Source organism: Streptomyces peucetius, from assembly GCF_025854275.1.
GTDB lineage: Bacteria > Actinomycetota > Actinomycetes > Streptomycetales > Streptomycetaceae > Streptomyces > Streptomyces peucetius_A.
Map to the genome: position 1 here is coordinate 4,104,372 of NZ_CP107567.1, position 22,639 is coordinate 4,127,010.

Sequence of the window (22,639 nt, forward strand, 5' to 3'; positions counted from 1 at the left end):
GGCAACGGGAAGGCAACAGAAGGGCAGCGGAGAGGCAGAGGGAAGCCAGAAGCGGCAGAGAGATCGAACCGGGGCTCCCCGCCCACCCGTCCGCGGACCATACTTCAGGCATGACCGCGACTACCGCGTACGACGCCATCGTCCTCGCCGGGGGTGCCGCGAAACGGTTGGGCGGCGCCGACAAGCCGGCGCTCAGCGTGGGCGGGCGGCCCCTGCTCGACCGAGTGCTGGCCGCCTGCCGTGGCGCCGGGCGCACCGTGGTCGTCGGCGGGCGCCGGCCCACCGCGCGCCCCGTCGTGTGGGTGCGCGAGGAGCCCTCGGGCGGCGGCCCCCTGGCCGCCCTCGACGCGGGGGTCCGGCACACCGGCGCCGAGACCCTCCTCGTCCTGTCGGCCGATCTTCCGTTCCTGGGGGAGAGGACGGTGCGGCAGCTGGTCGGCTCCCTTGCCGAGCGGGACAGCGAAGCGGCCGTTCTGACCGATGCCGACGGCCGCGACCAGCCTCTGGTCGCGGCCTACCGTGCCGAACCCCTCCGCCGTGAACTCGCTCTTCTCGCGGCCGAGTACGGGAGCCTTTCCGGGCTCCCGCTGCGTCTGCTGACCGGGGAACTCGACCTGGCCCGGATCGAGACCGACCCGCTCGCCTCCTTCGACTGCGACACCTGGGAGGACATCTCCACGGCCCGGGCCCGTATCAGGGAGCATGGGAACGTGCTGGACGAATGGATCACCGCAGTAAAGGACGAACTCGGCATCGAGCTGGATGTCGACACTCATGTCCTGCTCGACCTCGCCCGCGATGCCGCGCACGGCGTCGCGCGCCCCGCCGCACCGCTCACCACCTTCCTGGTCGGGTACGCGGCGGCCAATGCCGAGGGCGGGCCCGACGCCGTAGCGGAGGCCGCCCGTAAGGCGGCCGCCCTGGCCGCCCGCTGGGCGGACGAGGCCGCCGAGGCGAAGGGCGAGGCAGGTACGGCGGATGCGGCCGGCCGCCCGGCCGACGCCGCGCCGGGCGCGGGTGCCGGGGACGCCGCAGGATGACCGGTCACGACCGGGAGGCCACGGCAGCCTCCGGCAGCGAACGGGACCAGGCGGCGCCTGCCGGACCGACACCGCCCGCCGGGGGTGAGCTGGACGGTGTCGACGAAGCGCTCGCCCTGGTCGGCCCGAGGCCCCAGGGTGCCGCGGCCTCGTACACGCCCGCTGAAGGCTCCGCCACACGCCGGCACCGTGCTGCCCCTTGGCCCGAGGCCCGGGCGGTGGCCGCCCGTGTCGGGCGTACCGCGCCGCCGCGTACCCGCCGCGTACCTCTGGGGGAGGCCGTCGGGCAGGTGCTCGCCGAGCCGCTCACCGCCCTGTGCGACCTCCCCTCGTTCGACACCTCCGCCATGGACGGCTGGGCCGTCGCGGGCCCCGGTCCGTGGGCTGTGGAGGACGAAGCCTCGATTCTCGCCGGACACGGCGACAGCGGGCCCCTGCCCGACGGCACGGCGGTACGGATCGCCACCGGCGCCCGTGTCCCGCCGGAGACCACCGCCGTGATCCGCAGCGAACACGGCCGCGTCGACACGGCCGGGCGCCAGCTCCATGCCGACCGTGAGGTCGTCCCCGGGCAGGACATCCGACCGCGCGGCCAGGAGTGCCGTTCCGGGGAGCGACTGCTGCCCGCCTCGACCCTGGTCACCCCACCGGTGCTCGGGCTCGCCGCTGCCGCCGGGTACGACGAGCTGGTCACCTTCACCCGGCCGCGGGTGGAAGTCCTGGTGCTGGGCGACGAACTGCTCACCTCGTCGCTCCCCCGCGACGGTCTGATCCGTGACGCCCTCGGTCCGATGATCGGCCCCTGGCTGCGGGCACTCGGGGCGGAGGTGCTGGCCACGCGCCGTCTGGGGGACGACGCCGAAGCGCTCCACCGAGCCGTCACCACCTCCGATGCGGATCTCGTGATCACCACGGGCGGTACCGCGGCCGGCCCCGTCGACCATGTCCATCCGGTCCTGCGGAAGGCGGGGGCGGAGCTGCTCGTGGACCAGGTCGCCGTACGGCCGGGCCACCCGATGCTGTTGGCCCGGCTCGCGTCCGGACGGCATCTGGTGGGGCTGCCGGGCAATCCCCTCGCCGCCGTCTCGGGTCTCCTCACACTGGCCGAGCCCCTGCTGCGCGGCCTCGCGGGCCGGCCGGCCCCGGACCCGTACCGCGCGCCGGTACGGGGCGAGGTGCACGGCCACCCGCACGACACCCGGCTGGTCCCGTTCGTGCATCGCGACGGGCGACTGGAGCCCTTGCACTACAACGGACCGGCGATGCTGCGCGGTACAGCGGCGGCCGACGGGCTCGCCGTCGTACCGCCGGGCGGTGCCCGTCCCGGCGACGAACTGGAGGTCCTCGACCTGCCCTGGGCGACCTGGTCGCCGTGGACGCCTTCCGATGAGGCAGGAGGGTGTTTCACATGAAACTTCCCGGTCACGACGCCATGGCCCGGCACGCCGACGAGCATCTCGTCTCCGGCCGGGTGAAGCTCCCCCGCCGGATCGTCGAGCAGCCGCTGCGCCAGGTGAGCAAGCGGCTGCTGATGGCGCTGACGGTGCTCTGCATCACCGTGATGATCGTCTATACCGACCGCGCGGGCTACTCCGACAACGCAGACGGGTCCGTCGACTTTCTCGACGCCTTCTACTACGCGACCGTCACGCTCTCCACCACCGGCTACGGCGACATCGTCCCTGCCACCGACGGCGCGCGGCTCACCAACGTGCTGCTGATCACGCCGTTGCGCGTGCTCTTCCTCATCATCCTGGTCGGCACCACTCTCGAGGTCCTCACCGAGCGCACCCGGGAGGAGTGGCGGCTGAACCGCTGGAGGTCCAACTTGCGCGACCACACCGTCATCGTCGGCTTCGGTACGAAGGGGCGATCGGCGATGCAGACACTCTGTGCGACAGGGCTGCGGAAGGACCAGATCGTCGTCGTCGATCCGAGCTCCAAGGTGATCGACACCGCCAACGCGGAGGGGTTCGTCGGCGTTGTCGGCGACGCGACCCGCAGCGACGTCCTGCTTCGGGCGGAGCTGCAGAAGGCCCGTCAGATCGTCGTCGCGCCGCAGCGGGACGACACGGCGGTGCTGGTGACACTGACCGCCCGTCAGCTCAACCGCGGCGCGAAGATCGTCGCCGCCGTCCGTGAGGAGGAGAACGCTCCCCTGCTGCGTCAGTCCGGTGCGGACGCCGTGATCACCAGCTCCGGCGCAGCGGGCCGGTTGCTCGGCCTGTCCGTGCTCAGCCCCAGTGCGGGCACGGTCATGGAGGACCTGATCCAGCAGGGCAGCGGTCTGGATCTGATCGAACGGCCGGTGATAAAGGCGGAGGTCGGCCGTAGCGTCCGGGAGACGGAGGACCTGGTGGTCTCCGTGTTGCGCGGCCACCGGTTGCTCGGATACGACGATCCGGCCGCCAGCCCGCTGCAGCTCACGGACCGGCTGATCACCATCGTGCGGGCGGAGAACGGCACGTCCCCCAGTTCCTCGGAGTAGCCTCGCGGCCATGCATGCGATCACGATTCCCGAGCCCGGTGGTCCGGAGGCACTGGTCTGGGCCGAGGTGCCCGATCCGGTGCCCGGCGAGGGCGAAGTCCTCGTCGACGTCGTCGCGAGCGCGGTGAACCGCGCCGATCTGCTCCAGCGTCAGGGCTTCTACGACCCCCCGCCCGGCTCGTCCCCCTATCCGGGCCTCGAGTGTTCGGGACGGATCTCGGCGCTCGGGCCCGGCGTGTCCGGCTGGGCCGTCGGTGACGAGGTGTGCGCGCTGCTGGGAGGCGGCGGGTATGCGGAGAAAGTGGCCGTTCCCGCAGGGCAGTTGCTGCCCGTTCCGGAGGGCCTCGATCTGACGGCGGCCGCCGCGCTGCCCGAGGTGACGGCGACGGTGTGGTCGAACGTGTTCATGATCGCCCATCTGCGTCCGGGCGAGACCCTGCTGATCCATGGCGGCGCGAGCGGGATCGGCACCATGGCCATCCAGCTGGCGAAGGCCGTGGGCGCCCGGGTGGCCGTGACCGCGGGCGGGCCCGGCAAGCTCGAGCGCTGCGCCGAACTGGGCGCGGACATCCTGATCGACTACCGCGAACAGGACTTCGTCGAGGAGATCGAGAAGGCCACCGGCGGCGCCGGCGCGGACGTGATCCTCGACATCGTCGGCGCCAAGTACCTGGACCGCAACGTGAAGGCGCTCGCGGTCAACGGCCGCCTCGCCGTCATCGGCCTCCAGGGCGGTGTGAAGGGCGAGTTGAACCTCGGGGCCCTCCTCCGCAAGCGGGCGGCCGTCACCGCCACCTCGCTCCGGGGCCGGCCGCTCGGCGAGAAGGCCGCGATCGTGGCCGCCGTGCGCGAGCATGTCTGGCCGCTGATCGGCGGCGGCCGGGTGCGAGCGGTCGTGGACCGTACGGTCCCGCTCGCGGACGCGGCAGAGGGGCATCGTGCCCTGGAGTCGGGCACACATGTGGGCAAGGTCGTGCTCCTCGCTCCTGACGCGGCCTGAACCGGGCCTCGCCGCCTGTCCGTACGCGTGAGGGCCCGGCCCACCGAGACGGTGAGCCGGGCCCTCACGCATGCCGCAGGCCGGTCACGCACGCTGTGGGCACTCACGCGTGCCACGGGCCTTCAGGGGGCGGCCGTACGGCTACAGGTACGGTCCGGAGCGGATCGCGCCGTGCTGGCCGCCTTCTTCCTCGTCGTGCGCGGCACCGGGCGGCAGAGCGCGCCGCATCTGTTCCAACTGCGCGCGCGCGGCCATCTGCTGGGCGAACAGCGCCGTCTGGATCCCGTGGAAGAGACCCTCGAGCCAGCCGACCAGCTGCGCCTGCGCGATGCGCAGTTCGGCCTCGGACGGGATGGCGTCGTCGGTGAAGGGCAGGGAGAGGCGCTCCAGTTCCTCGACGAGCTCAGGGGCGAGTCCGTCCTCGAGCTCCTTGACCGAGCCTGCGTGGATCTCCTTGAGCCGCACCCGGCTCGCCTCGTCCAGAGGTGCCGCCCTGACCTCCTCCAACAGCTGCTTGATCATGCTGCCGATGCGCATGACCTTCGCAGGCTGTTCGACCATTTCCGTCACCGGGACCTCGCGCGACTCGTCGTCACTGTCACCGCCGCTGAGGGCCATGCCGTCCTGTCCCACGACGAGGACGTGGGGGCTCTCCTGCGACCGTTCATTCCTCGGCATCTCCATGCCGCCCATTCTCTCGTACATGTGCGTCACCACACGGTGTGCCCCCGTAGGAAGGTGATCCACCCTCCTACGGGGGCACAAAACCGCTGGACATCGACCGGTCCGGCGATGTTTACCCGCCGGATCGCCGACTTCGCGCGGTCACGGCGGTCGGTGTCGCGCGGTCACGCCCCGGCGCGTGCGATCACGCCCCGCCATGCCCCGCCACGCCCGGTCACGTCGCCTCGCGCCGGGCGAGGGCTCCCCGGGAGCGGGTGACCAGGGCCGCGAGCAGTGCGGCGCCCACCGGAACGGCGACGAGCAGTGCGGCCAGCGTCGACCAGGGCACGACGATCGGCACGTACGGCACGGAGCCCATCCCGCCCCAGCCCTCGTCGAGCGCCTTCTCGTACCAGCCCAGCTGCTCACGCCTCTCCGTGAGCCGCAGCCCGATCGCCGGCAGCACGCCGGCCGCCGAACCGAGGACCACACCCATCGCGGCCACCACCCCGCACTGGAAGCCGCTCAGCGTCCTGCGGACCCGGGGCGGGGCTCCGACGGCGGCCAGGGTCTTCAGGTCGGCCTCCGCGTCCGCCTGGGCGAGGCCGGTGGCGATTCCCGCCGCCCCGATGGTGATCAGCCCGGCGAACACGGTCAGCGCCAGCAGGATGATGCTGCTCTCGCTGGTGTAGCCCTCCTCGATGTGCAGCTCGACCTCTGTGCCCGTCTTGTCCAGCTCGCCGTCGAGCCGCTGACGCTGCTCGGTGCTCGGCATCGTGTCGGTCGTGTAGTACGCGCCCATCGGTGCCGTGGTGAGGCCCGCCGCCTTGGCCGCGGACGGCGAGAGCAGCATGGGCATGCCGTACGACTCGGTCGCGTCGGGCATCCGGTGGGCGGTGAAGCTCTTGATCTCGCCCGGGATCTTCTTGCCCTTCTCCATGGCCCGGTCGGCGGCTTCCGGGTCGGTGACCAGACGGATGTCGATCTCGCCCTTGGTGTTGACGTTGCGCTTGTCGAAGGACACGACCTGCCCGGCGGCCAGGGCCTTCTCGGCGGCCGGGTCGTCGATACCGAGGACCTTGAGCAGTTTGGCGTCGCCGATCATCAGGCCGCCGTCGGCGTAGACGCCGCCGCCGTGGCCCTGCTCGCAACGCCAGTCGTCGGCCAGCTTGCGCCGTTCCGCCTTGGTGAACTTCTCCGCGGGATCCTGGTCCGGGTGTGCCGGGTCCCAGGCCCACAGAGGGCACTCGTTCGCCTTGGGCACGACGACGTCGTAGCGGCCGCAGCCCTTGCCGCTGTCGTAGGGCGAGCAGCTCGCCTTGCCGACGACCACGCGTTCCACGTCCGCCCGTACGTCCACGGGCAGCAGCTTCTGCACGGTCTCCCGGACAGCGGGCACGTCCCGGCCGCCGCCCTCGTGGATCACCATGGAGACCGCCCCGTGGGGCAGCTGGGCCCGGTACTCGGCCTCGGCCTGTGCGTCCATGCTCGCGGCGTAGGTGGCGACGGCCACCGTTCCCGCGACCGCGGCCAGCACTGCGGCCACCGCGGGCGCCGTGCGCCCCCGGTTGCGTACGGCGTCGCGCAGCGCGAGCCGGGGGGAGAGCGGCAGGATCCGTCCGATCCGGCCGAACAGGCCCACCAGGGCGGGAGTCAGCGCGACGACGCCCAGCTCCGCCAGGGCGCTGCCGCCGGCGACGACGGCGAACTGGTCCGTCATCGTCGACCCGTACAGTGCGATCGCCGCACCGAGGGTCACCGCGATCAGGCCGATGACGGGCAGGACCCGGCTGCTGCGGCGCACCCCGCGACGGCCGGTGAGCGAGGCCAGGACGGTCTGCCGCGACGAGGTGATGGCGGGCACGATCGCGGCCAGAAGACCCGTGAGAACGGCGACCAGCGCGATGCCGAACAGCTCCAGCGGCCGTACGTCGAAGTGGCCGAAGCGCTTGCCCATGTACTCCTCGAGCACGGGCTGCAGCAGATACGTGAGGGCCAGGCCGAGGACCGTGCCGACCACCGCGGCGGCGACGCCGATCACCAGACCGCCGCCGAGGACGATCGCCCGGATGTGCCGCCGGTCGCCGCCGTTGGCACCGACCAGACCCAGCTGGCGGCGCGAGCGACGGGCACCCACGGCGAAGGCGGGGCCGGCGAGCAGGCAGATCTCCAGCATCGCGAGGCCGACGACGGTACCGATCGCGGCGAGCGCGGCGGCCTTGGCGGCCGTGCTCTGCTCGTAGTTGCCCCAGCCTTCCTGCTGGTAGAGCGGCACCTCGGAGTCGGCCGGCGGATCGAGGGCCACGGCCCTCGAATTCACCTTCACACCCTTTGCGTTGATCTCCTTGACCATGTTCCACGTGAAACCACCGGGAACGGTCGCCAGGATCGTCTTCGAGGGCGACGTGCCGGAGAAGCCGGCCGCCTGCAGCGCCTTGTCGAGCGGCGCGAGCATCGCTCCGGGCAGAGCGTTGACCTGGTCCCGGTCCAGATCGTCCGGAAGCTCGTACGAGCCGACGATGCGGTACTCGCGGTCGAAGCCGCGCGCGGTGAGCGCGGAGCCCACCTTCAGGCCGCTGCTCTCGAGGAAGTGCGTGGTCGCGGCCACCTCGCCGGGCTTCTGCGGCAGCCGGCCGTCGACGACGTGCAGGATGCCCTCGGCCATCGGGTCGGAGGCCTTGAGCTCACGGATCTCGGTGTGCAGGAGCCCGTGCTTCGTGCGGAGCTTCGCGGAACCGGTGGCGTCCGTCAGCGTCTTGGCACCCGCGGGCAGGGCCTTGGTGACGTCGGTCTTTCCCTCCGGCCACGGTTCGTCGGAGAAGTCGCCGACCGGGCTGTAGTTCTGCCCGTCCGGCGACTGCATGATCGGCATACCGCCCATGCCGGGGTCGGAGAGGCTGCCGTCGGCGGCGCCGAGGGAACGCTCGAGGCTCTGCTCGGTCGAGAGCTCGGCACTGCGCACGGTGAGGTCCGCGGCGCTCACGCCGAGGATGGGCAGGGCGATCATGGCCAGGACGAGGAAGCTGCGTCCCTTGGAGCGCCAGGCGTCGCGGCGCGCGATGCGGATCGCGGCACGCCAGGAGTGGTACCAGGTCATCACAGTTCGGCCGCCTGGCCGGAGAGCAGTGAGTCCGCCTGGCTGCGGACGGTCTGGTCGACGACCGCGCCGTCGCGCAGGAACACCACGCGGTCGGCCCAGGCGGCGAAGCGCGGCTCGTGGGTGACGAGGATGCCCGCGGCACCGGCGTCGCAGCGCGACCGCAGCAGGGCGAGTACGGACTCGCCGGTCTCGGAGTCCAGGGCGCCGGTCGGTTCGTCGGCGAGGACGAGGCGGCGGTCGCCAACGAGGGCGCGGGCGATGGCCACCCGCTGCTGCTGACCGCCGGACATCTCGTCGGGGAAGCGGTCGGCGAGGTGGCCGAGGTCCATCTCCTCGAGGGCGGTGACGGCTTCGCCGCGGGCCTTGCGGGTGGAGACGCCGTCGAGTTCGCGCGGCAGGGCCACGTTCTCCGCCGCGGTGAGGGCGGGGATGAGGTTGTAGTCCTGGAAGACGTAGCCGATGCTGCGGCGGCGCAGCGCGGCGAGCGTCTTGCGGTCGGCGGTCGTGATGTCGGTGTTCTCGACGATCACCCGCCCCGAGGTCGGGGTGTCGAGACCGCCCGCGATGGTGAGCAGCGTGGACTTGCCCGACCCGGACGGGCCCATGACGGCGACGAGTTCACCGGGGAAGACGTCGAGGTTGATGCCGCGCAGGGCGTGCACCTCGGTCGCGCCGCTGCCATGGACACGGGTCAGTTGCTGGAGTTGCAGAACGGGTGGTTGTGACTTCTGGGGCTGCTGAGCCTTCTGTGAAACCTGTTCGGACACGGGTGGGTCCCCCCTTGGACGGACGCGTACACACGAGCGGGTGTACGGAGAGGTGAGCGGTCGGCCGTGCGGGCCGATGCGGATGGGGAGCTCGCCGCGCCGGCCCGGTGGCCGGTACGTGCGAGCGGTGAGTGCGGTGGAGCGGGCCGGTACGGCGCCGGGGCGCGACCGGTGGATCGGGGCCGCCGGGCTCGTGCGTGGGCGCGGCCGGCGGCTCGGGGCCGCCGGGCTCGTGCGTGGGCGCGGCCGGCGGCTCGGGGACGGTGGGATGGGTCTAGTCGGCGCCCGTGGTCCGCCTGCCTGCGGCGGCCGTGTGCGCCTGGGTGGCCGGGGGGTCCGGCACGGCCGCGCCGGTTCCGGTCCCGGCCGTGCCGGTCTCACGTCCGGCCGCGCCGGCGGCCGAGAGCCGGATGAGCCGGACCTCGCAGTGGTCGAGCCAGCGGGCCTCCGCCTCGGTCTGGAAGATCAGCTGTTCCAGCACGAGCAGCCATGCGACGTCGTCCCGCTCCTGAGAGCCCCCGCTCTCGATGGCGGCGAGAGCCTGGGCCTTGAGGCGGGTGTAGTCCTGCATCGCGTTCACCGTGTGGTGGCGCTGGGACTGGATGACGGCGCGGATGTCCACCCCGGGGGCGCCGACCGCCATCGCGAGCTTGATGGCCAGTTCGTCACGGGGCGGGCTGCTGCGGTCCACCGGGGTCTCGAACCAGCTCCGGAGTTCGGAGCGGCCCGCGTCCGTGATGACGTACAGCGCGTGTCCCGCCTCGTCCTCGCCGCTCTGCGCGACCATGCCGTCGCGCTCCAGGCGGTTCAGGGTCGTGTAGACCTGACCCACGTTCAGGGGCCACGTGGCGCCCGTGCGGGATTCGAACTCCGAGCGGAGCTGGGACCCGTAGCGGGGGCCGTGTTCGAGCAGGGCGAGGAGCCCGTGGCGAATGGACATACTCAGTATGTATACCGAGTATGCCGACGGCGGCAACCGTCGAGGGTGGGAGACGGGGCGTCCGTCCTGAGACGGACGCGGCGCTCAGCGGCGCCGCAGTCGCACGCCGAGGAAGCCGATGCCGAGGCCCATCAGGGCCATCCCGACACCCAGCGAGAGCGGCGAGACCGGCTCGGTGACGGGGGCGGGCGCCCCCTGCGGTGCCTGGTGGCGGGCGGCGGCGGGCTCGCTCCGGTGCGGCTCCGGTGTCGGTGTGATCCACGCGTCGGCGGGAGCCTCCGACTCGGGTGCCCCGTCCTCCTGAGGGAGGACGTCCGCCGAGGGCTCTTCCGTGCGGGTCGGGTCCCCCTGGGCGGGCCGGGACGGGGACACGGGCCGCGTGGACTTCGAAGGCGTGGCACTCGCCGACGCCGAGGTCGCTGCGGCCGGTGTGCGCGAGGGACTCGCCGACGGGCTCGCGCTGGTACTCGGCGACGGCGTCACCTGCCGCCCGGGACGCGGGCGTCCCGCACCGGCCTCCCGTCCCGCGAGCGAGGCCGAGGCCGTGGGCTTCGGTGACTGCTCGGGTGCCTTGGGCTCCTCGGCGCGGGCGACCGGCGCGGTCGCCAGCAGCACAAGCGCGGCAACAGTGATCGCGCAGCGAGTGTGCAGTCCTGGAGTCACCGGATGACCCCTCCCCGTGCCGAGTCGTCGTCGCCGACATATCGGACTCAGGTTCACATGACGGGGTGTCTCCGGCATCCCGGGCGGCCGTATCCGACCGCCGGACGCAGCACGACGGCCCGGCACGCGACGCGCGTACCGGGCCGTTCGCGGCGATGACCGCCGCCGAGGGTGCTCGGGCGGACTACTCCGGATAGCCGGTGGAGATCTCAAGGGTGAAGTTGGCTTCGTCCGGGTCGACCTCCGTGCCGGCGAGCGGGAACTGCGAGATCACGATGCCGTCGCCCCACTGGGCGTTCGGCGTCTCCTTCTCGTTGATCTTCCAGCCGGCGGCCTGGATGCAGGCCTTGACGGAGAGGATGTCCTTGTAGGCGAAGTTCGGCGCATCGACCTTCGACGGGTCGTTGTAGCTCTCGCGCGCGTCCGAGCACTCCGTGGTCTTCATGGTCCGGTTGCGCTCCGGCCCCTTGTAACCCGCCTTCTGCGACTCGCTCGTCGTCGGGTCGCCGCCGGCTTCCGTGCCCGGGTCCTTGTCGTCCCCGTTCAGCGCGATCGCCGTGACCAGACCGCCGATGGCCAGCAGCGCCACCGCGATCGCGCCCACGAGAACCGGCATGTTCCGCTTGCCGCCGCCACTGCCGCCCGAAGGCGCCTGCTGCGGCGAGAGGGTGTACGGCGGCGGGGTGGAGGCGACCGGAGCCGGCGACTGGTACGCGGGCGCCGGCGTCGGGTAGCCGTAGTGCGGCGCGGGGGTCGGTGCCGGGGCCGGCGTGGGCGGGCCGTACGGACCGGGCTGGTACGGCGTCTGGACGCCGCTCTGCGGCGCCGGGGCCGACTGGTCCAGCGGCGGGAAGACGGCGGAACCGACGCCGGCCCCGCTGCTCGCCGGCGCACCACCGATGATCACCGGAGCGCCCGTCTGCCCGGCGCCCGCGACACGCGCGCACTCGTCGCGCATCGCCGCCGCGCTGGGAAACCGCTCGTTCGGGTTCTTCTTCAGCGCCCGTGCCACGAGCGCGTCCATCGCAGGGGTGATGGAGCGGTTGACGGTGGACGGTGCGACCGGCTCCTCCTGCACATGCGCGTACGCGATCGCCAGCGGCGAGTCCGCGTCGAACGGCAGCCGCCCGGTCAGCAGCTGGAAGAGCATGATGCCGACCGAGTACAGGTCGGAACGGGCGTCCACACCGCGCCCCAGCGCCTGCTCGGGCGACAGGTACTGCGGGGTGCCGACCACCATGCCGGTCTGCGTCATCGAGGTGACGCCCGACTGCATGGCACGGGCGATGCCGAAGTCCATCACCTTGACGACGCCGCGCCTGGTCATCATCACGTTGCCGGGCTTGATGTCGCGGTGGACCAGACCCATCTCGTGGCTGGTCTCCAGCGCGGCGAGCACGTCGGCGGTGACCTTGAGCGCCTTGTCGGCCGGCATCGCGCCGTACTGCTGGATGTCCGCGGCCAGCACGGAGCCCAGCGGCTGCCCCTCCACGTACTCCATGACGATGTACGGCATCAGGGCGCCGTCCAGCTCGTCCTCACCCGTGTCGAAGACGGACACGATGTTGGTGTGGGAGAGCTTGGCCACGGCCTGCGCCTCGCGGCGGAACCGCTCACGGAAGGACTGCTCGCGCCCCAGCTCCGTATGGAGCGTCTTGATGGCGACCTGGCGGTCCAGCGCCGAGTCGTAAGCCAGATAGACGGAGGCCATACCGCCTTCGCCGAGCAGATCGCGAAGCTGATACCGGCCGCCCGCCACGGAACCACCCGCATAGCGGCCCTGCGCGCCGTCCTGGCTCATGACTGTGCATCCCCCTCGGCGCGGTGGCCCGACGGCCCGGCCCGCGATGGTTCGCGTTGCTGGCGATCCCTGTCTCGAAGGATCGAGAAACCTGGACCGTGATCCCGTATTTACGGGGCAAGTCTGCCGCAGGGGTCCGACACGTCAAGCCAGGTGCCCGTTCCGTGACCGTACGCACAACAAGCGTCTCGGAAGCGTTACAGGAACCGGATGGAATTTGCGCCGCCCCACGTGCGGCAGGTTTGATGGCCGGTCTCTCTCGGATCCGGCCTGCCGCGCCAAGGCTGTAGCGTGACGTGGCACAGCACCACGAGCAATGGCACCCCGCAAGCGCACCAGGCACGCGGACAGATACGACGGCGAGGACTGATGGCACCCGAACCCGGAGCAGACGGCAGCGGAGTGCCGGATTCTGCGGACGCCTGGGGTGTCGGCGGACTGGTCGGCGACGGCCGCTACCGCCTGACGCACCGTCTCGGCCGCGGCGGAATGGCGGAGGTGTTCGCGGCGGAGGACGTACGCCTCGGCCGCACGGTCGCCGTCAAACTGCTGCGCGCCGATCTCGCGGAGGACCCGGTCTCCAAGGCCCGCTTCACACGCGAGGCCCAGTCGGTTGCCGGCCTCAACCACCACTCGGTGGTGGCGGTCTACGACTCCGGCGAGGACGTCGTGGGCAGCCAGACCGTCCCCTACATCGTGATGGAGCTCGTCGAGGGCCGCACGATCCGCGATCTGCTCCTCAACGCCGAGGCGCCGCCGCCCGAGCAGGCCTTGATCATCGTCTCGGGCGTCCTCGAGGCGCTCGCGTACTCGCACCAGCACGGCATCGTGCACCGCGACATCAAGCCCGCCAATGTCATCATCACCGACTCCGGTGCGGTCAAGGTGATGGACTTCGGCATCGCGCGCGCCCTGCACGGCGCGCAGTCGACGATGACCCAGACCGGCATGGTCATGGGCACGCCGCAGTACCTCTCTCCCGAGCAGGCCCTCGGCAAGGCCGTCGACCACCGTTCCGACCTGTACGCGACGGGCTGCCTGTTGTACGAACTGCTCGCCCTGCGGCCGCCGTTCACCGGTGAGACGCCGCTGTCCGTCGTCTACCAGCACGTGCAGGACATCCCGGTGCCGCCGTCGGACGTCTCGGACACCGTGCCGCCCGAGCTCGACGGTCTGGTCATGCGCTCGCTCGCGAAGGACCCGGACGACCGGTTCCAGAGCGCCGAGGAGATGCGCGGACTGGTGCAGTACGCGCTGCAGATGCTGCAGCAGCAGGGCAGCCACAACGGCGGCTGGAACACCGGCCCGGTCCATCTGTACGAGGGCGGGACCGCCGCGACCAGGGGAATGAGCGGCCCGACTGTCGCCCACCCCGGGCACGGCGAGACCTCGCAGGGCCCGATCCTCCCGCCGGTGAACCCGAACGACGGGGGCTACGACGGCGGTTACGGAAGCGGACCCCACGGCAACGGCCGGGGTGGTCGGGGCAAGGTGTGGCTGCTCGCCGCCCTCGCCGTGGTCGCGGTCGTGGCCGGTATCGCCTTCGCGCTCAACAAGGCGAACGACCCCGGCGGCACCAGCCCGGGTGACGGCAAGACGGTCTCGGAGTCGCCGAGTACGACGCCGGAGGAGACCCCGACGCCGACGGACGAGGAGACCGAGCAGTCGGAGGAGCCGGACACGTCGACCGGTGGCAACCAGTGGCCGAGCTGGACCCCGTCGGACCAGCCGTCGTACACGCCGAGCACGCCGCAGACGCCGTCCGACGACCCGACGGCCTCCCAGTCGCCGGGGGACCCGACCGAGGACCCCACGGGCGACCCGACCGGGGACCCGACGGGCGACCCGAGCGGGGACCCGACAGGGCCCACCGGTGACCCGACGGGCAATACGGGCGGCGAACCCGACGACGAGTGACGCGCGGGGTACGTGGCGGCCGTCGGAGTCCGGCGCACGCCTCGCGTCGTCCGGACCCCGGCGCGTGCCCCGCGCCGCTGGAACCCGGGCGCACGCCTCACTCCGTGAACGCCTCGCACACCGCCTCGTACTCCTTCGTCCACCAGACCGCCAGGGCCGACACCGCGGGAAACTGCGGGTCGGCCCTTCGGTCGTGCAGCTGATAGCGCCAGCGCAGTATCCAGAAGTCGTTGAGCCGCTCCCACCACACCCGGTGCACGGCGGACCGCAGTTCGGCCGCGTCGGCGCCCGCCGCGCGCCGGTAGGCCCGCGCGTACGCACGCACCTTGGGGAGCTCCAGCCGCCCGCCCGGCGTGATGAAGAAGATCGCCGCCGCCCGCACCGCCTCCTCCGCCCGCGGCTGGACCCCCAGCCGGTCCCAGTCGACGATCGCGGCCGGCTCCGCCCCGCGGTAGAGCAGGTTCAGCGGATGGAAGTCGCCGTGCACCCAGCCGCCCGCACCGCCCGGCGGGGGCCTGCGGGCGGCCTGGCGTTCGAGCAGGGCGCGCCGTTGCAGGAGGCGGTGTTCCGCGAGGGTGTCGAAGGAGTCGCGCGGCCGGGCGGACCGGGTCAGTTGCAGCAGCTCCTCGATGAGGGTGAACGTCTCGTCGGGGTCGGCGCTGACGTGTTCGGTGGTCCCGTCCGCGCCGGTGTCCATGACCTGGGCCAGGCAGGTGTGGACGAGCCCCAGGAGTGATCCGAGCCGCCGGGACTGGTCCGTGCTGAGCTGGGCGCCGTTCCGGTGGCGGCCCTCGACCCACGGGTGCAGGGCGTAGCAGTGGCCGCCGATCACGGCGACCGTGGCGCCCTGGCCGTCCTCCAGCGGCGGGGCGACGGGCACATCGAGTGCCTGGAGCCGCCTGGTCGCCCGGTGCTGGCGGGTGATGGCCTCGTGGTCGCCGTCGAGATGGTGCTTGAGGAAGTACGCCCCGCGGGTGGTGGAGAGGCGGTAGCCGCGGTTGAGGAGCCCCTGGGTGACGGGCTTGCAGGAGAGGGGTTCGCCCGGGTTCTCGTAGCGGCGCAGCAGCGCGGTGAGGGGCGGAGCGGTATCAGATGAGCGCGGCACCCGCCAGATGTTAGATCACGGAATGTGCCGCTCCGACTGCTCCTGCTCGGGGGCCAGGAAGGGCATGGCGCGGAAACTGGCGGCCGGCCGGCCGTACGGGACGCGGTCCGGCAATCAGACGGCGTGGAGTTCCTCCGAGGACATGACGTCCACCCTGCGTGACCGACGACTCCGCTGTGTAGGTCACCGGCCCTCAACCAGCGGGACCAAGGTCCCGGAACCGGGTGTGACGCCGTTGGCCCGAACGAGTGATGGCAGGTGTCCCCGCCTGCTGACGCGGGCAGCGGTGACCGGCGCTGTACGACGACCTCCGCCGCCCCGGTCTCAGTTGTGCCGGCGCTCCGCCTGCATCCTCGCCGCGGAACGCGGCCGCCTGCGCACGGCGCTCCATGCCCAGCTTGGACAGCAGGCTGGAGACGTAGTTCTTGATCGTCTTCTCGGCCGGACGGAGCCGCTCACCGATGGCACGGTTGGTGAGCCCCTCGCCGATCAGGTCCAGGATCCTGCGCTCCTGGCCGGTGAGGTTTTCCAGCCGGGCATCTCCGCTCGGCCTGCCCCCGTCGCGCAGCCGCTCCAGGACCCCGGCCGTCGCCACCGGGTCGAGCAGTGAGTTTCCGGCCGCGACGTCCCGCACCGCCGCCAGGAGTTCGTTGCCGCGGATCGCCTTCAGTACATATCCGGAGGCCCCGGCCGTGATCGCGTCGAAGAGAGCTCGTCGTCGGCGAACGAGGTGAGCATCAGGCACTTGATGTTCTCGTTGCGCGAACGGACTTCGCGGCAGACCTCGACGCCGTTCCCGTCCGGCAGACGCACGTCGAGCACGGCGACATCGGGGTCCGTCGCAGGGATTCTGACCAGGGCGTCTTCCGCCGTACCCGCCTCGCCGACCACCTCGATGTCGGGCTCCGCCGCGAGAAGTTCATGAACGCCACGCCGGACGACTTCGTGGTCGTCGAGAAGGAATACCATGATTTTTCACGTTTCGCGCACAAACGCAGTCTCACATATTGAGTCTTCCCGTGCCGGGGGTGGCCGGGATAACGTGCCCGTGTTCCGGCGGCCTGCAGGGCTGTGACCAGTGGTTGTTCCCCTATTTCTCGATTTACTTGGAAATCCAAGCAAAATCGCAGGTCAAGTGGGGTTTCGCAGTAATGCTGCCCACTGGGTAACGTGCCTGTGACAGGACGTTCGCCGGGGCACCTGTCACGCCCGACCTCCGGCCTTGCCGCACACACCCCGTGCGCGGGCCGGGACGCGGGCGAGCCGCACTGGCTTTCCGGCGGACCCCGGGGGCCGGACCGACGGAGGAGCACGCACGTGACCGTGGAGAGCACTGCTGCCGCGCGTAAACCGCGACGCGCCAGTAAGCGCGCCAGCGCCGCCAAGAAGCCACAGAGTTCCGAGCCCCAGCTCGTACAACTGCTGACGCCCGAGGGCGAGCGCGTCCAGCACCCCGAGTACGACATCGACCTGAACGCCGACGAGCTGCGCGGGCTGTACCGGGACATGGTCCTGACCCGCCGCTTCGACGCGGAGGCCACCGCGCTGCAGCGTCAGGGCGAGCTGGGCCTGTGGGCGTCGCTGCTGGGCCAGGAGGCCGCACAGATCGGCTCGGGACGCGCCCTGCGCGACGACGACTACGTCTTCCCGACGTACCGCGAGCACGGCGTCGCCTGGTGCCGCGGGGTCGACCCGACGAATCTGCTGGGCATGTTCCGGGGCGTGAACCACGGTGGCTGGGACCCGACCACCAACAACTTCCACCTGTACACGATCGTCATCGGCTCGCAGACGCTGCACGCCACCGGCTACGCCATGGGCGTCGCCAAGGACGGTGCCGACTCGGCCGTGATCGCGTACTTCGGCGACGGTGCCTCGAGCCAGGGCGACGTGGCCGAATCGTTCACGTTCTCCGCGGTCTACAACGCGCCGGTCGTGTTCTTCTGCCAGAACAACCAGTGGGCGATCTCCGAGCCCACCGAGAAGCAGACCCGCGTCCCGCTGTACCAGCGGGCGCAGGGCTACGGCTTCCCCGGCGTCCGCGTCGACGGCAACGACGTGCTGGCCTGCCTGGCCGTGACCCGCTCCGCCCTGGAGCGGGCCCGCCGCGGCGAGGGCCCGACGCTCGTCGAGGCCTTCACGTACCGGATGGGCGCGCACACCACGTCCGACGACCCGAGCAAGTACCGGCACGACGACGAGCGGGCGGCCTGGGAGGCCAAGGACCCGATCCTGCGGCTGCGTACCCACCTCGAGGCCGAGGGCCACGCCGACGAGGCGTTCTTCACCGCCCTCGACGAGGAGAGCGACGTGCTCGCCAAGCGGGTGCGCGAGGCCGTTCGTGCCATGCCCGACCCGGACGACATGGCCATGTTCGACCACACCTACGCCGACGGTCACTCCCTCGTCGACGAGGAGCGGGCGCAGTTCGCCGCGTACCAGGCATCGTTCGCCGAGGAGGGCAAGTAAGCCATGGCTGTACAGAAGCTTCCCCTCGCGAAGGCGCTCAACGAGTCGCTCCGCAAGGCCCTCGAGACCGACCCCAAGGTCCTGATCATGGGTGAGGACGTCGGCAAGCTCGGCGGCGTCTTCCGAATCACCGACGGCCTGCAGAAGGACTTCGGCGAGGACCGGGTCATCGACACCCCGCTCGCCGAGTCCGGCATCGTCGGCACCGCGATCGGTCTCGCCCTGCGCGGCTACCGCCCCGTGGTCGAGATCCAGTTCGATGGCTTCGTCTTCCCCGCGTACGACCAGATCGTCACCCAGCTCGCCAAGATGCACGCCCGCGCGCTCGGCAAGATCAAGCTGCCGGTCGTCATCCGCATCCCCTACGGCGGCGGCATCGGCGCCGTCGAGCACCACTCGGAGTCCCCGGAGGCGCTCTTCGCGCACGTCGCCGGCCTCAAGGTGGTCTCTCCGTCGAACCCCTCCGACGGTTACTGGATGCTCCAGCAGGCGATCCAGAGCGACGACCCGGTGATCTTCTTCGAGCCGAAGCGCCGCTACTGGGACAAGGGCGAGGTCGACACCGAGGCCATCCCCGACCCGCTGCACGGCGCGCGCGTCGCCCTGGCCGGCTCCGACATCACGCTGGCCGCCTACGGTCCGATGGTGAAGGTCTGCCTCGAGGCGGCCGCCGCCGCGGCCGAGGAGGGCAAGTCGGTGGAGGTCGTCGACCTGCGCTCGATGTCCCCGATCGACTTCGACGCCGTCCAGGCGTCCGTCGAGAGGACCGGCCGGCTGGTCGTGGTCCACGAGGCCCCCGTCTTCTACGGCTCCGGCGCGGAGATCGCCGCTCGCATCACCGAGCGGTGCTTCTACCACCTGGAGGCCCCGGTGCTGAGGGTCGGCGGCTTCCACGCCCCGTACCCGCCGGCACGGCTCGAGGAGGAGTACCTTCCGGGTCTGGACCGGGTGCTGGACGCCGTCGACCGCTCGCTCGCGTACTGAGGAGTGCCGTGACCATGACGCAAGACACTTCGCTCCGCTTCCGCGAGTTCAAGATGCCCGACGTGGGCGAGGGACTCACCGAGGCCGAGATTCTCAAGTGGTACGTCCAGCCGGGCGACACCGTCACCGACGGCCAGGTCGTCTGTGAGGTCGAGACGGCGAAGGCGGCCGTCGAGCTGCCGATCCCGTACGACGGCGTGGTGCACGAGCTGCGCTTCGCCGAGGGCACCACCGTCGACGTCGGCACGTCGATCATCACGGTCGACGTGGCGCCGGGCAGCGGCGACGCGGCCCCGGCCGAGGCCGCTGCGGTGCCCGCCGCCCAGACCGAGGCGTCGCCCGTGGCGGAGGCCACCGCCGAGGCCGCGGAGGAGGCCAAGCCGCAGGGCCGCCAGCCCGTCCTCGTCGGCTACGGCGTCGCCGAGTCGTCCACGAAGCGCAGGCCCCGCAAGCAGACGGCGGCTCCCGAGCAGGCCGAGGCGGCCGCCGCGATCCAGGCGGAGATGAACGGCCACGGCGCGCCGACGGCGCCGCGTCCGCTCGCCAAGCCCCCGGTGCGCAAGCTCGCCAAGGACCTCGGCATCGACCTGGCGACGGTCACCCCGACCGGCCCCGACGGCGTCATCACCCGCGAGGACGTCCACGCGGCTGCCGCGCCGGCGCCCGCTCCGGCTGCCGTCACCCCCGAGCCGGCCCCGGCCCAGGCCGCCCCCGCGCCCGTCGCGGCGGGTGCGCGCGAGACCCGTGTGCCGATCAAGGGCGTACGGAAGGCGACCGCGGCCGCGATGGTCGGCAGCGCGTTCACCGCGCCGCACGTCACGGAGTTCGTGACCATCGACGTCACGCGCACCATGAAGCTCGTCGAGGAGCTCAAGACCGACAAGGACATGGCGGGGCTCCGGGTCAACCCGCTGCTGCTCATCGCCAAGGCCCTGCTGGTCGCGATCAAGCGGAACCCGGAGGTCAACGCGGCCTGGGACGAGGCCGCCCAGGAGATCGTGCAGAAGCACTACGTCAACCTGGGCATCGCGGCGGCCACGCCGCGGGGTCTGATCGTCCCCAACATCAAGGACGCGCACGACAAGACCCTGCCGCAACTGGCGGAGTCCCTGGGCGAGCTGGTCGCCACGGCGCGTGAGGGGAAGACCACCCCGGCGGCGATGCAGGGCGGCACGGTAACCATCACCAACGTCGGCGTTTTCGGCGTCGACACCGGCACGCCGATCCTGAACCCCGGCGAGTCGGCCATCCTCGCGGTCGGTGCGATCAAGCTCCAGCCGTGGGTCCACAAGGGCAAGGTCAAGCCCCGTCAGGTCACCACCCTGGCGCTCTCCTTCGACCACCGCCTGGTCGACGGCGAGCTCGGCTCCAAGGTCCTCGCGGACATCGCGGCGATCCTGGAGAACCCGAAGCGGCTCATCACCTGGGCCTGATGCTCTGTTCCACGTGAAACGCCCGACCGGGGTCGCCCCGGCCGGGCGTTTGCGTACCCGTCAGCCCCGCGCCGGCCCAGGCGGTTCGGTGACCGTGCGGACCGCCACGCAATGTGCGCAGTCGCGCAGTGCGTGAACCGCGGCGACCGCACAGAGCCGGGTGCGGCTGATGCCACCCATCTTGGCGCGCATCCTGGCGATGTGGAACTTGACCGTGCGTTCGGTGATGCGCAGTTCGCGCGCCGCAGCCCGGTCGTCGACCGCGTCGCGCAGCGCGAACAGCACGTCGTTTGCTCGCCGGCATCTGTCTGGTGATCGGTGCGGTGGGGATCGCCAACACCACCCCGGTCGCCGTCCTGGAGCGCACCGGGGAGATCGGGCTGCGCCGCTCGCTGGGCGCCAGGGGCCGCCACATCACCGCTCAGTCCCTCGCCGGGTCCGGTGCGCTCGGCCTGCTCGGCGGTCCGGTCGGCACATCGATCGGCACCATCACCGTGGTCCTCGTGTCCTACGTGAGGGAGTGGACTCCGGTCGTGCACCCGGGGACCGTGGCCGCCGCCCCGGCCGTCGGACTGGTGACAGGGCTGCTCGCGGGGCCGTACCCGGCCTGGCGGGCTTCCCGGATCCAGCCCGTGGAGGCGCTGCGGCGTTGAACCGGGGCGGAATGTGCGGCGGGGACGCATAAGCCCCGCCCGATTCCAGCAATGAATTCTGTCGGTTCGTCAAGTGTGTTTTCGGCGCCGCGACGCACATCGCACAGGTGCAGCACCTCATCGCGGGCGCGGCCGGTATCGCCGCCGAGGCGCAGAAGAACGCCGCCGAGGCGGCTCGTGTCGCGGCCCTCGCCCGCAAGGCGGCCGAGGAGGCCGCCGACTGGGCGGCGAAGGCCCAGGAGTCGGCCGAACAGGCCGCGCAGTACGCCGAGGACGCCGCCGCGTCGGCCACCGAGGCCGAGGCGTCGGCCGCGCGTGCCGCCGAGTCGGCGCGGGTCGCGCGCGAGGCCGAGGCGGACGCACACCGGGCGGCCCGTGCGGCCACCGCGTCCGCGGCGCGCGCCGAGGACTCCGTGGCGTGGGCGCGTGGTTCCGCCGACGCGGCGTGGATCGCGGCCGCACAGGCACGGGCGTCGGAGCTCGCGGCGGGCAAGAGCAGGGACGCGGCGGAGGCCGCGGCGCTGGACGCCGCCGAGATCGCCGCCAAGAAGCTGGAGGACGAGCTCAAGGCGTGGCGCGAGCAGAAGAAGAAGGAGGCAGCGGCGTCCGGTGACCCGGACGGCAGCGGCCCGATCCCTCCGCTCGACGACTCGAAGCCTTCGTGCGCCCTGTTCCCGGTGACCTGGAACACCTGCTCCACGCTGCCGCACTACTACGGGAAGATCGACTACCCCGCCGGTTACCGCCTGGACGACAAGAAGTTCCTCGAGGAGGTCGCCAAGCTGAGCCCGTACGACATCGGCGACATGTGGATGAGCGGCATCGGGCAGTTCTTCCCGCACCTCGTCTTCGGGCCGGGCTCCAAGATGGTCCGGATGATCGCTGCCTCTCCGCACAACAAGAACCTGGAGAGGGACATCGCCTACAAGGTCAGAGGAGACATGTACAGCTCCTACGGTCCCTCCTCCAAGTGGCACCCGGCGCACCGCAGTGCCGAGTCCGTGAAGGACATCCTCGGCCTGCTGTCCGGTGGACGCGTGGGCAGTGGTGAGTTCGAGACCGTCGTGGGATCGTGGACCGAGTCGTACCAGATCCTGAAGGTGAACGAAGAGGCCCGCACGGTCACGATCAACTTCAAGGCGACGAACAACACCGACTGGCGTTCGTTCTGCCACGACTACGCCTGCCCGGGCACGAACACGTCGCGAGGCGTGGGCGCGGGCATCAGGCAGGACTTCTACTGGACCAAGGTCATTTCCTGGGACCACCTTTCCTAGGCAGGCCGGAAGCGGGGTGCGGGCGCCCGGTGCGCCCGCCCCCGCGACCGCTGAGCAAGGGGTGACATGGAAACGCTCGGATCGCTCTTCGTGCTGCTGCTGGTCGGCGGCGTCCTCATGGCGCTGATGGCCGTGGTGCTCGTGTCGGTCTGCGTCGGGCGGTGGCGCAAGCGCGCCATCGCGGACATGGAACGGCAGGAGACGCACACGGCGTTCGGCGACGGTTCGAGGTGACCGGTTCGCCGCAGGCCTGAGCCGCACCTCTGGTCCGGTCCAAAGCCGCGTCCGCATCGCGGACGCGGCTTTCTGGTTGAACTCTGTTGTATCTATGCTGTGTGC

19 protein-coding genes and 2 pseudogenes are annotated in these 22,639 nt (G+C 71.5%); 12 read left to right on the forward strand and 9 right to left on the reverse strand.

Translation table 11 applies throughout. The annotated features are described in order from the left end of the window. Positions 1-110: 110 nt before the first annotated feature. From OGH68_RS18895 to OGH68_RS18910, 4 genes are read left to right on the forward strand one after another with little or no spacing between them, the layout of a single operon-like run. Positions 111-1,040, forward strand: coding sequence for a molybdenum cofactor guanylyltransferase (locus OGH68_RS18895; protein ID WP_264245506.1), 930 nt, complete (start codon positions 111-113; stop codon positions 1,038-1,040). Continuing rightward, positions 1,037-2,452: a molybdopterin molybdotransferase MoeA gene (locus OGH68_RS18900; RefSeq protein WP_264245508.1), complete on the forward strand. Its 1,416-nt coding sequence runs from the start codon at positions 1,037-1,039 to the stop codon at positions 2,450-2,452. The genes OGH68_RS18895 and OGH68_RS18900 overlap by 4 nt, the downstream gene beginning before the upstream one ends. Continuing rightward, positions 2,449-3,528 (forward strand): potassium channel family protein, encoded by a 1,080-nt coding sequence (locus OGH68_RS18905; RefSeq protein WP_264245511.1) that lies wholly within the window; start codon positions 2,449-2,451, stop codon positions 3,526-3,528. Before OGH68_RS18900 ends, OGH68_RS18905 begins: the two co-directional genes overlap by 4 nt. Positions 3,529-3,538: 10 nt before the next feature. Further along, positions 3,539-4,528 carry an NAD(P)H-quinone oxidoreductase gene (locus OGH68_RS18910; protein ID WP_264245513.1) on the forward strand — a complete coding sequence of 330 codons (990 nt, stop codon included), beginning with the start codon at positions 3,539-3,541 and terminating at the stop codon, positions 4,526-4,528. Between the two features lie 141 nt (positions 4,529-4,669). Here the strand turns inward: OGH68_RS18910 and OGH68_RS18915 are convergent, their stop codons facing one another. The 5 genes from OGH68_RS18915 to OGH68_RS18935 all read right to left on the reverse strand — a co-directional run bounded on the left by OGH68_RS18915 (position 4,670) and on the right by OGH68_RS18935 (position 10,370). Beyond that, complete coding sequence (locus tag OGH68_RS18915; RefSeq protein WP_319020219.1) at positions 4,670-5,212, reverse strand: bacterial proteasome activator family protein; 543 nt, start codon at positions 5,210-5,212, stop codon at positions 4,670-4,672. Between the two features lie 214 nt (positions 5,213-5,426). Beyond that, complete coding sequence (locus OGH68_RS18920; RefSeq protein ID WP_264245516.1) at positions 5,427-8,291, reverse strand: ABC transporter permease; 2,865 nt, start codon at positions 8,289-8,291, stop codon at positions 5,427-5,429. Next, positions 8,288-9,058 carry an ABC transporter ATP-binding protein gene (locus OGH68_RS18925; protein WP_264245518.1) on the reverse strand — a complete coding sequence of 257 codons (771 nt, stop codon included), beginning with the start codon at positions 9,056-9,058 and terminating at the stop codon, positions 8,288-8,290. The genes OGH68_RS18920 and OGH68_RS18925 overlap by 4 nt, the downstream gene beginning before the upstream one ends. A 274-nt stretch (positions 9,059-9,332) precedes the next feature. Continuing rightward, on the reverse strand, positions 9,333-9,998 hold the full coding sequence (locus OGH68_RS18930; protein ID WP_264245520.1) for a PadR family transcriptional regulator: 666 nt from the start codon (positions 9,996-9,998) through the stop codon (positions 9,333-9,335). An 84-nt stretch (positions 9,999-10,082) separates the two neighbouring features. Further along, on the reverse strand, positions 10,083-10,370 hold the full coding sequence (locus tag OGH68_RS18935) for a hypothetical protein (protein ID WP_264245523.1): 288 nt from the start codon (positions 10,368-10,370) through the stop codon (positions 10,083-10,085). Between the two features lie 7 nt (positions 10,371-10,377). On the opposite strand from OGH68_RS18935, the gene OGH68_RS18940 reads away from it, so the two are divergent. After that, positions 10,378-10,668 carry a hypothetical protein gene (locus tag OGH68_RS18940; protein WP_264245524.1) on the forward strand — a complete coding sequence of 97 codons (291 nt, stop codon included), beginning with the start codon at positions 10,378-10,380 and terminating at the stop codon, positions 10,666-10,668. 177 nt (positions 10,669-10,845) lie between these two features. Here the strand turns inward: OGH68_RS18940 and OGH68_RS18945 are convergent, their stop codons facing one another. Next, positions 10,846-12,462 carry a protein kinase domain-containing protein gene (locus OGH68_RS18945; RefSeq protein ID WP_264245525.1) on the reverse strand — a complete coding sequence of 539 codons (1,617 nt, stop codon included), beginning with the start codon at positions 12,460-12,462 and terminating at the stop codon, positions 10,846-10,848. A 369-nt stretch (positions 12,463-12,831) separates the two neighbouring features. Here OGH68_RS18945 and OGH68_RS18950 point away from each other — a divergent pair, with 369 nt between their 5' ends. Further along, positions 12,832-14,379, forward strand: coding sequence for a protein kinase domain-containing protein (locus OGH68_RS18950; RefSeq protein ID WP_264245528.1), 1,548 nt, complete (start codon positions 12,832-12,834; stop codon positions 14,377-14,379). 97 nt (positions 14,380-14,476) lie between these two features. On the opposite strand, the gene OGH68_RS18955 is transcribed toward OGH68_RS18950, so the two are convergent. Both OGH68_RS18955 and OGH68_RS18960 read right to left on the reverse strand, forming a co-directional pair. Further along, a complete protein-coding gene (locus OGH68_RS18955) occupies positions 14,477-15,484 on the reverse strand; it encodes a phosphotransferase (RefSeq protein WP_264245529.1) in 1,008 nt (335 codons plus the stop codon). Between the two features lie 324 nt (positions 15,485-15,808). After that, positions 15,809-16,453, reverse strand: a pseudogene (locus OGH68_RS18960) (response regulator). A gap of 348 nt (positions 16,454-16,801) precedes the next feature. Here OGH68_RS18960 and pdhA point away from each other — a divergent pair. Genes pdhA through OGH68_RS18975 form a run of 3 tightly spaced genes read left to right on the forward strand, consistent with a single transcriptional unit; the run spans position 16,802 to position 20,370 of the window. Next, positions 16,802-17,953 (forward strand): pyruvate dehydrogenase (acetyl-transferring) E1 component subunit alpha, encoded by a 1,152-nt coding sequence (gene pdhA / locus OGH68_RS18965; protein WP_264245532.1) that lies wholly within the window; start codon positions 16,802-16,804, stop codon positions 17,951-17,953. A gap of 3 nt (positions 17,954-17,956) precedes the next feature. Then, on the forward strand, positions 17,957-18,937 hold the full coding sequence (locus OGH68_RS18970) for an alpha-ketoacid dehydrogenase subunit beta (protein ID WP_264245534.1): 981 nt from the start codon (positions 17,957-17,959) through the stop codon (positions 18,935-18,937). 14 nt (positions 18,938-18,951) lie between these two features. Then, positions 18,952-20,370, forward strand: coding sequence for a dihydrolipoamide acetyltransferase family protein (locus tag OGH68_RS18975; RefSeq protein ID WP_264245536.1), 1,419 nt, complete (start codon positions 18,952-18,954; stop codon positions 20,368-20,370). Positions 20,371-20,430: 60 nt separating this feature from the next. Here OGH68_RS18975 and OGH68_RS18980 read toward each other — a convergent pair whose 3' ends face one another. After that, positions 20,431-20,655, reverse strand: a complete 225-nt coding sequence (locus OGH68_RS18980; RefSeq protein WP_264245538.1) for a LuxR family transcriptional regulator — start codon at positions 20,653-20,655, stop codon at positions 20,431-20,433. 5 nt (positions 20,656-20,660) lie between these two features. Here OGH68_RS18980 and OGH68_RS18985 point away from each other — a divergent pair. The 3 genes and pseudogenes from OGH68_RS18985 to OGH68_RS18995 form a co-directional block, all read left to right on the forward strand. Continuing rightward, positions 20,661-21,023, forward strand: a pseudogene (locus OGH68_RS18985) (ABC transporter permease); the annotation flags it as partial. Positions 21,024-21,130: 107 nt separating this feature from the next. Continuing rightward, positions 21,131-22,300: a hypothetical protein gene (locus OGH68_RS18990; protein WP_264245541.1), complete on the forward strand. Its 1,170-nt coding sequence runs from the start codon at positions 21,131-21,133 to the stop codon at positions 22,298-22,300. 66 nt (positions 22,301-22,366) lie between these two features. After that, positions 22,367-22,534, forward strand: coding sequence for a hypothetical protein (locus OGH68_RS18995; protein ID WP_264245543.1), 168 nt, complete (start codon positions 22,367-22,369; stop codon positions 22,532-22,534). Positions 22,535-22,639 lie beyond the last annotated feature (105 nt).

Excerpts from the sequence above, each read along its gene's own strand:
- OGH68_RS18950 (WP_264245528.1), top strand. The coding sequence starts at position 12,832 with ATGGCACCCGAACCCGGAGCAGACGGCAGCGGAGTGCCGGATTCTGCG.
- OGH68_RS18910 (WP_264245513.1), top strand. The coding sequence starts at position 3,539 with ATGCATGCGATCACGATTCCCGAGCCCGGTGGTCCGGAGGCACTGGTC.
- OGH68_RS18905 (WP_264245511.1), top strand. The coding sequence starts at position 2,449 with ATGAAACTTCCCGGTCACGACGCCATGGCCCGGCACGCCGACGAGCAT.
- OGH68_RS18900 (WP_264245508.1), top strand. The coding sequence starts at position 1,037 with ATGACCGGTCACGACCGGGAGGCCACGGCAGCCTCCGGCAGCGAACGG.
- OGH68_RS18915 (WP_319020219.1), bottom strand. The coding sequence starts at position 5,212 with ATGGAGATGCCGAGGAATGAACGGTCGCAGGAGAGCCCCCACGTCCTC.
- OGH68_RS18975 (WP_264245536.1), top strand. The coding sequence starts at position 18,952 with ATGACGCAAGACACTTCGCTCCGCTTCCGCGAGTTCAAGATGCCCGAC.
- OGH68_RS18895 (WP_264245506.1), top strand. The coding sequence starts at position 111 with ATGACCGCGACTACCGCGTACGACGCCATCGTCCTCGCCGGGGGTGCC.
- OGH68_RS18930 (WP_264245520.1), bottom strand. The coding sequence starts at position 9,998 with ATGTCCATTCGCCACGGGCTCCTCGCCCTGCTCGAACACGGCCCCCGC.
- OGH68_RS18970 (WP_264245534.1), top strand. The coding sequence starts at position 17,957 with ATGGCTGTACAGAAGCTTCCCCTCGCGAAGGCGCTCAACGAGTCGCTC.
- OGH68_RS18995 (WP_264245543.1), top strand. The coding sequence starts at position 22,367 with ATGGAAACGCTCGGATCGCTCTTCGTGCTGCTGCTGGTCGGCGGCGTC.
- OGH68_RS18945 (WP_264245525.1), bottom strand. The coding sequence starts at position 12,462 with ATGAGCCAGGACGGCGCGCAGGGCCGCTATGCGGGTGGTTCCGTGGCG.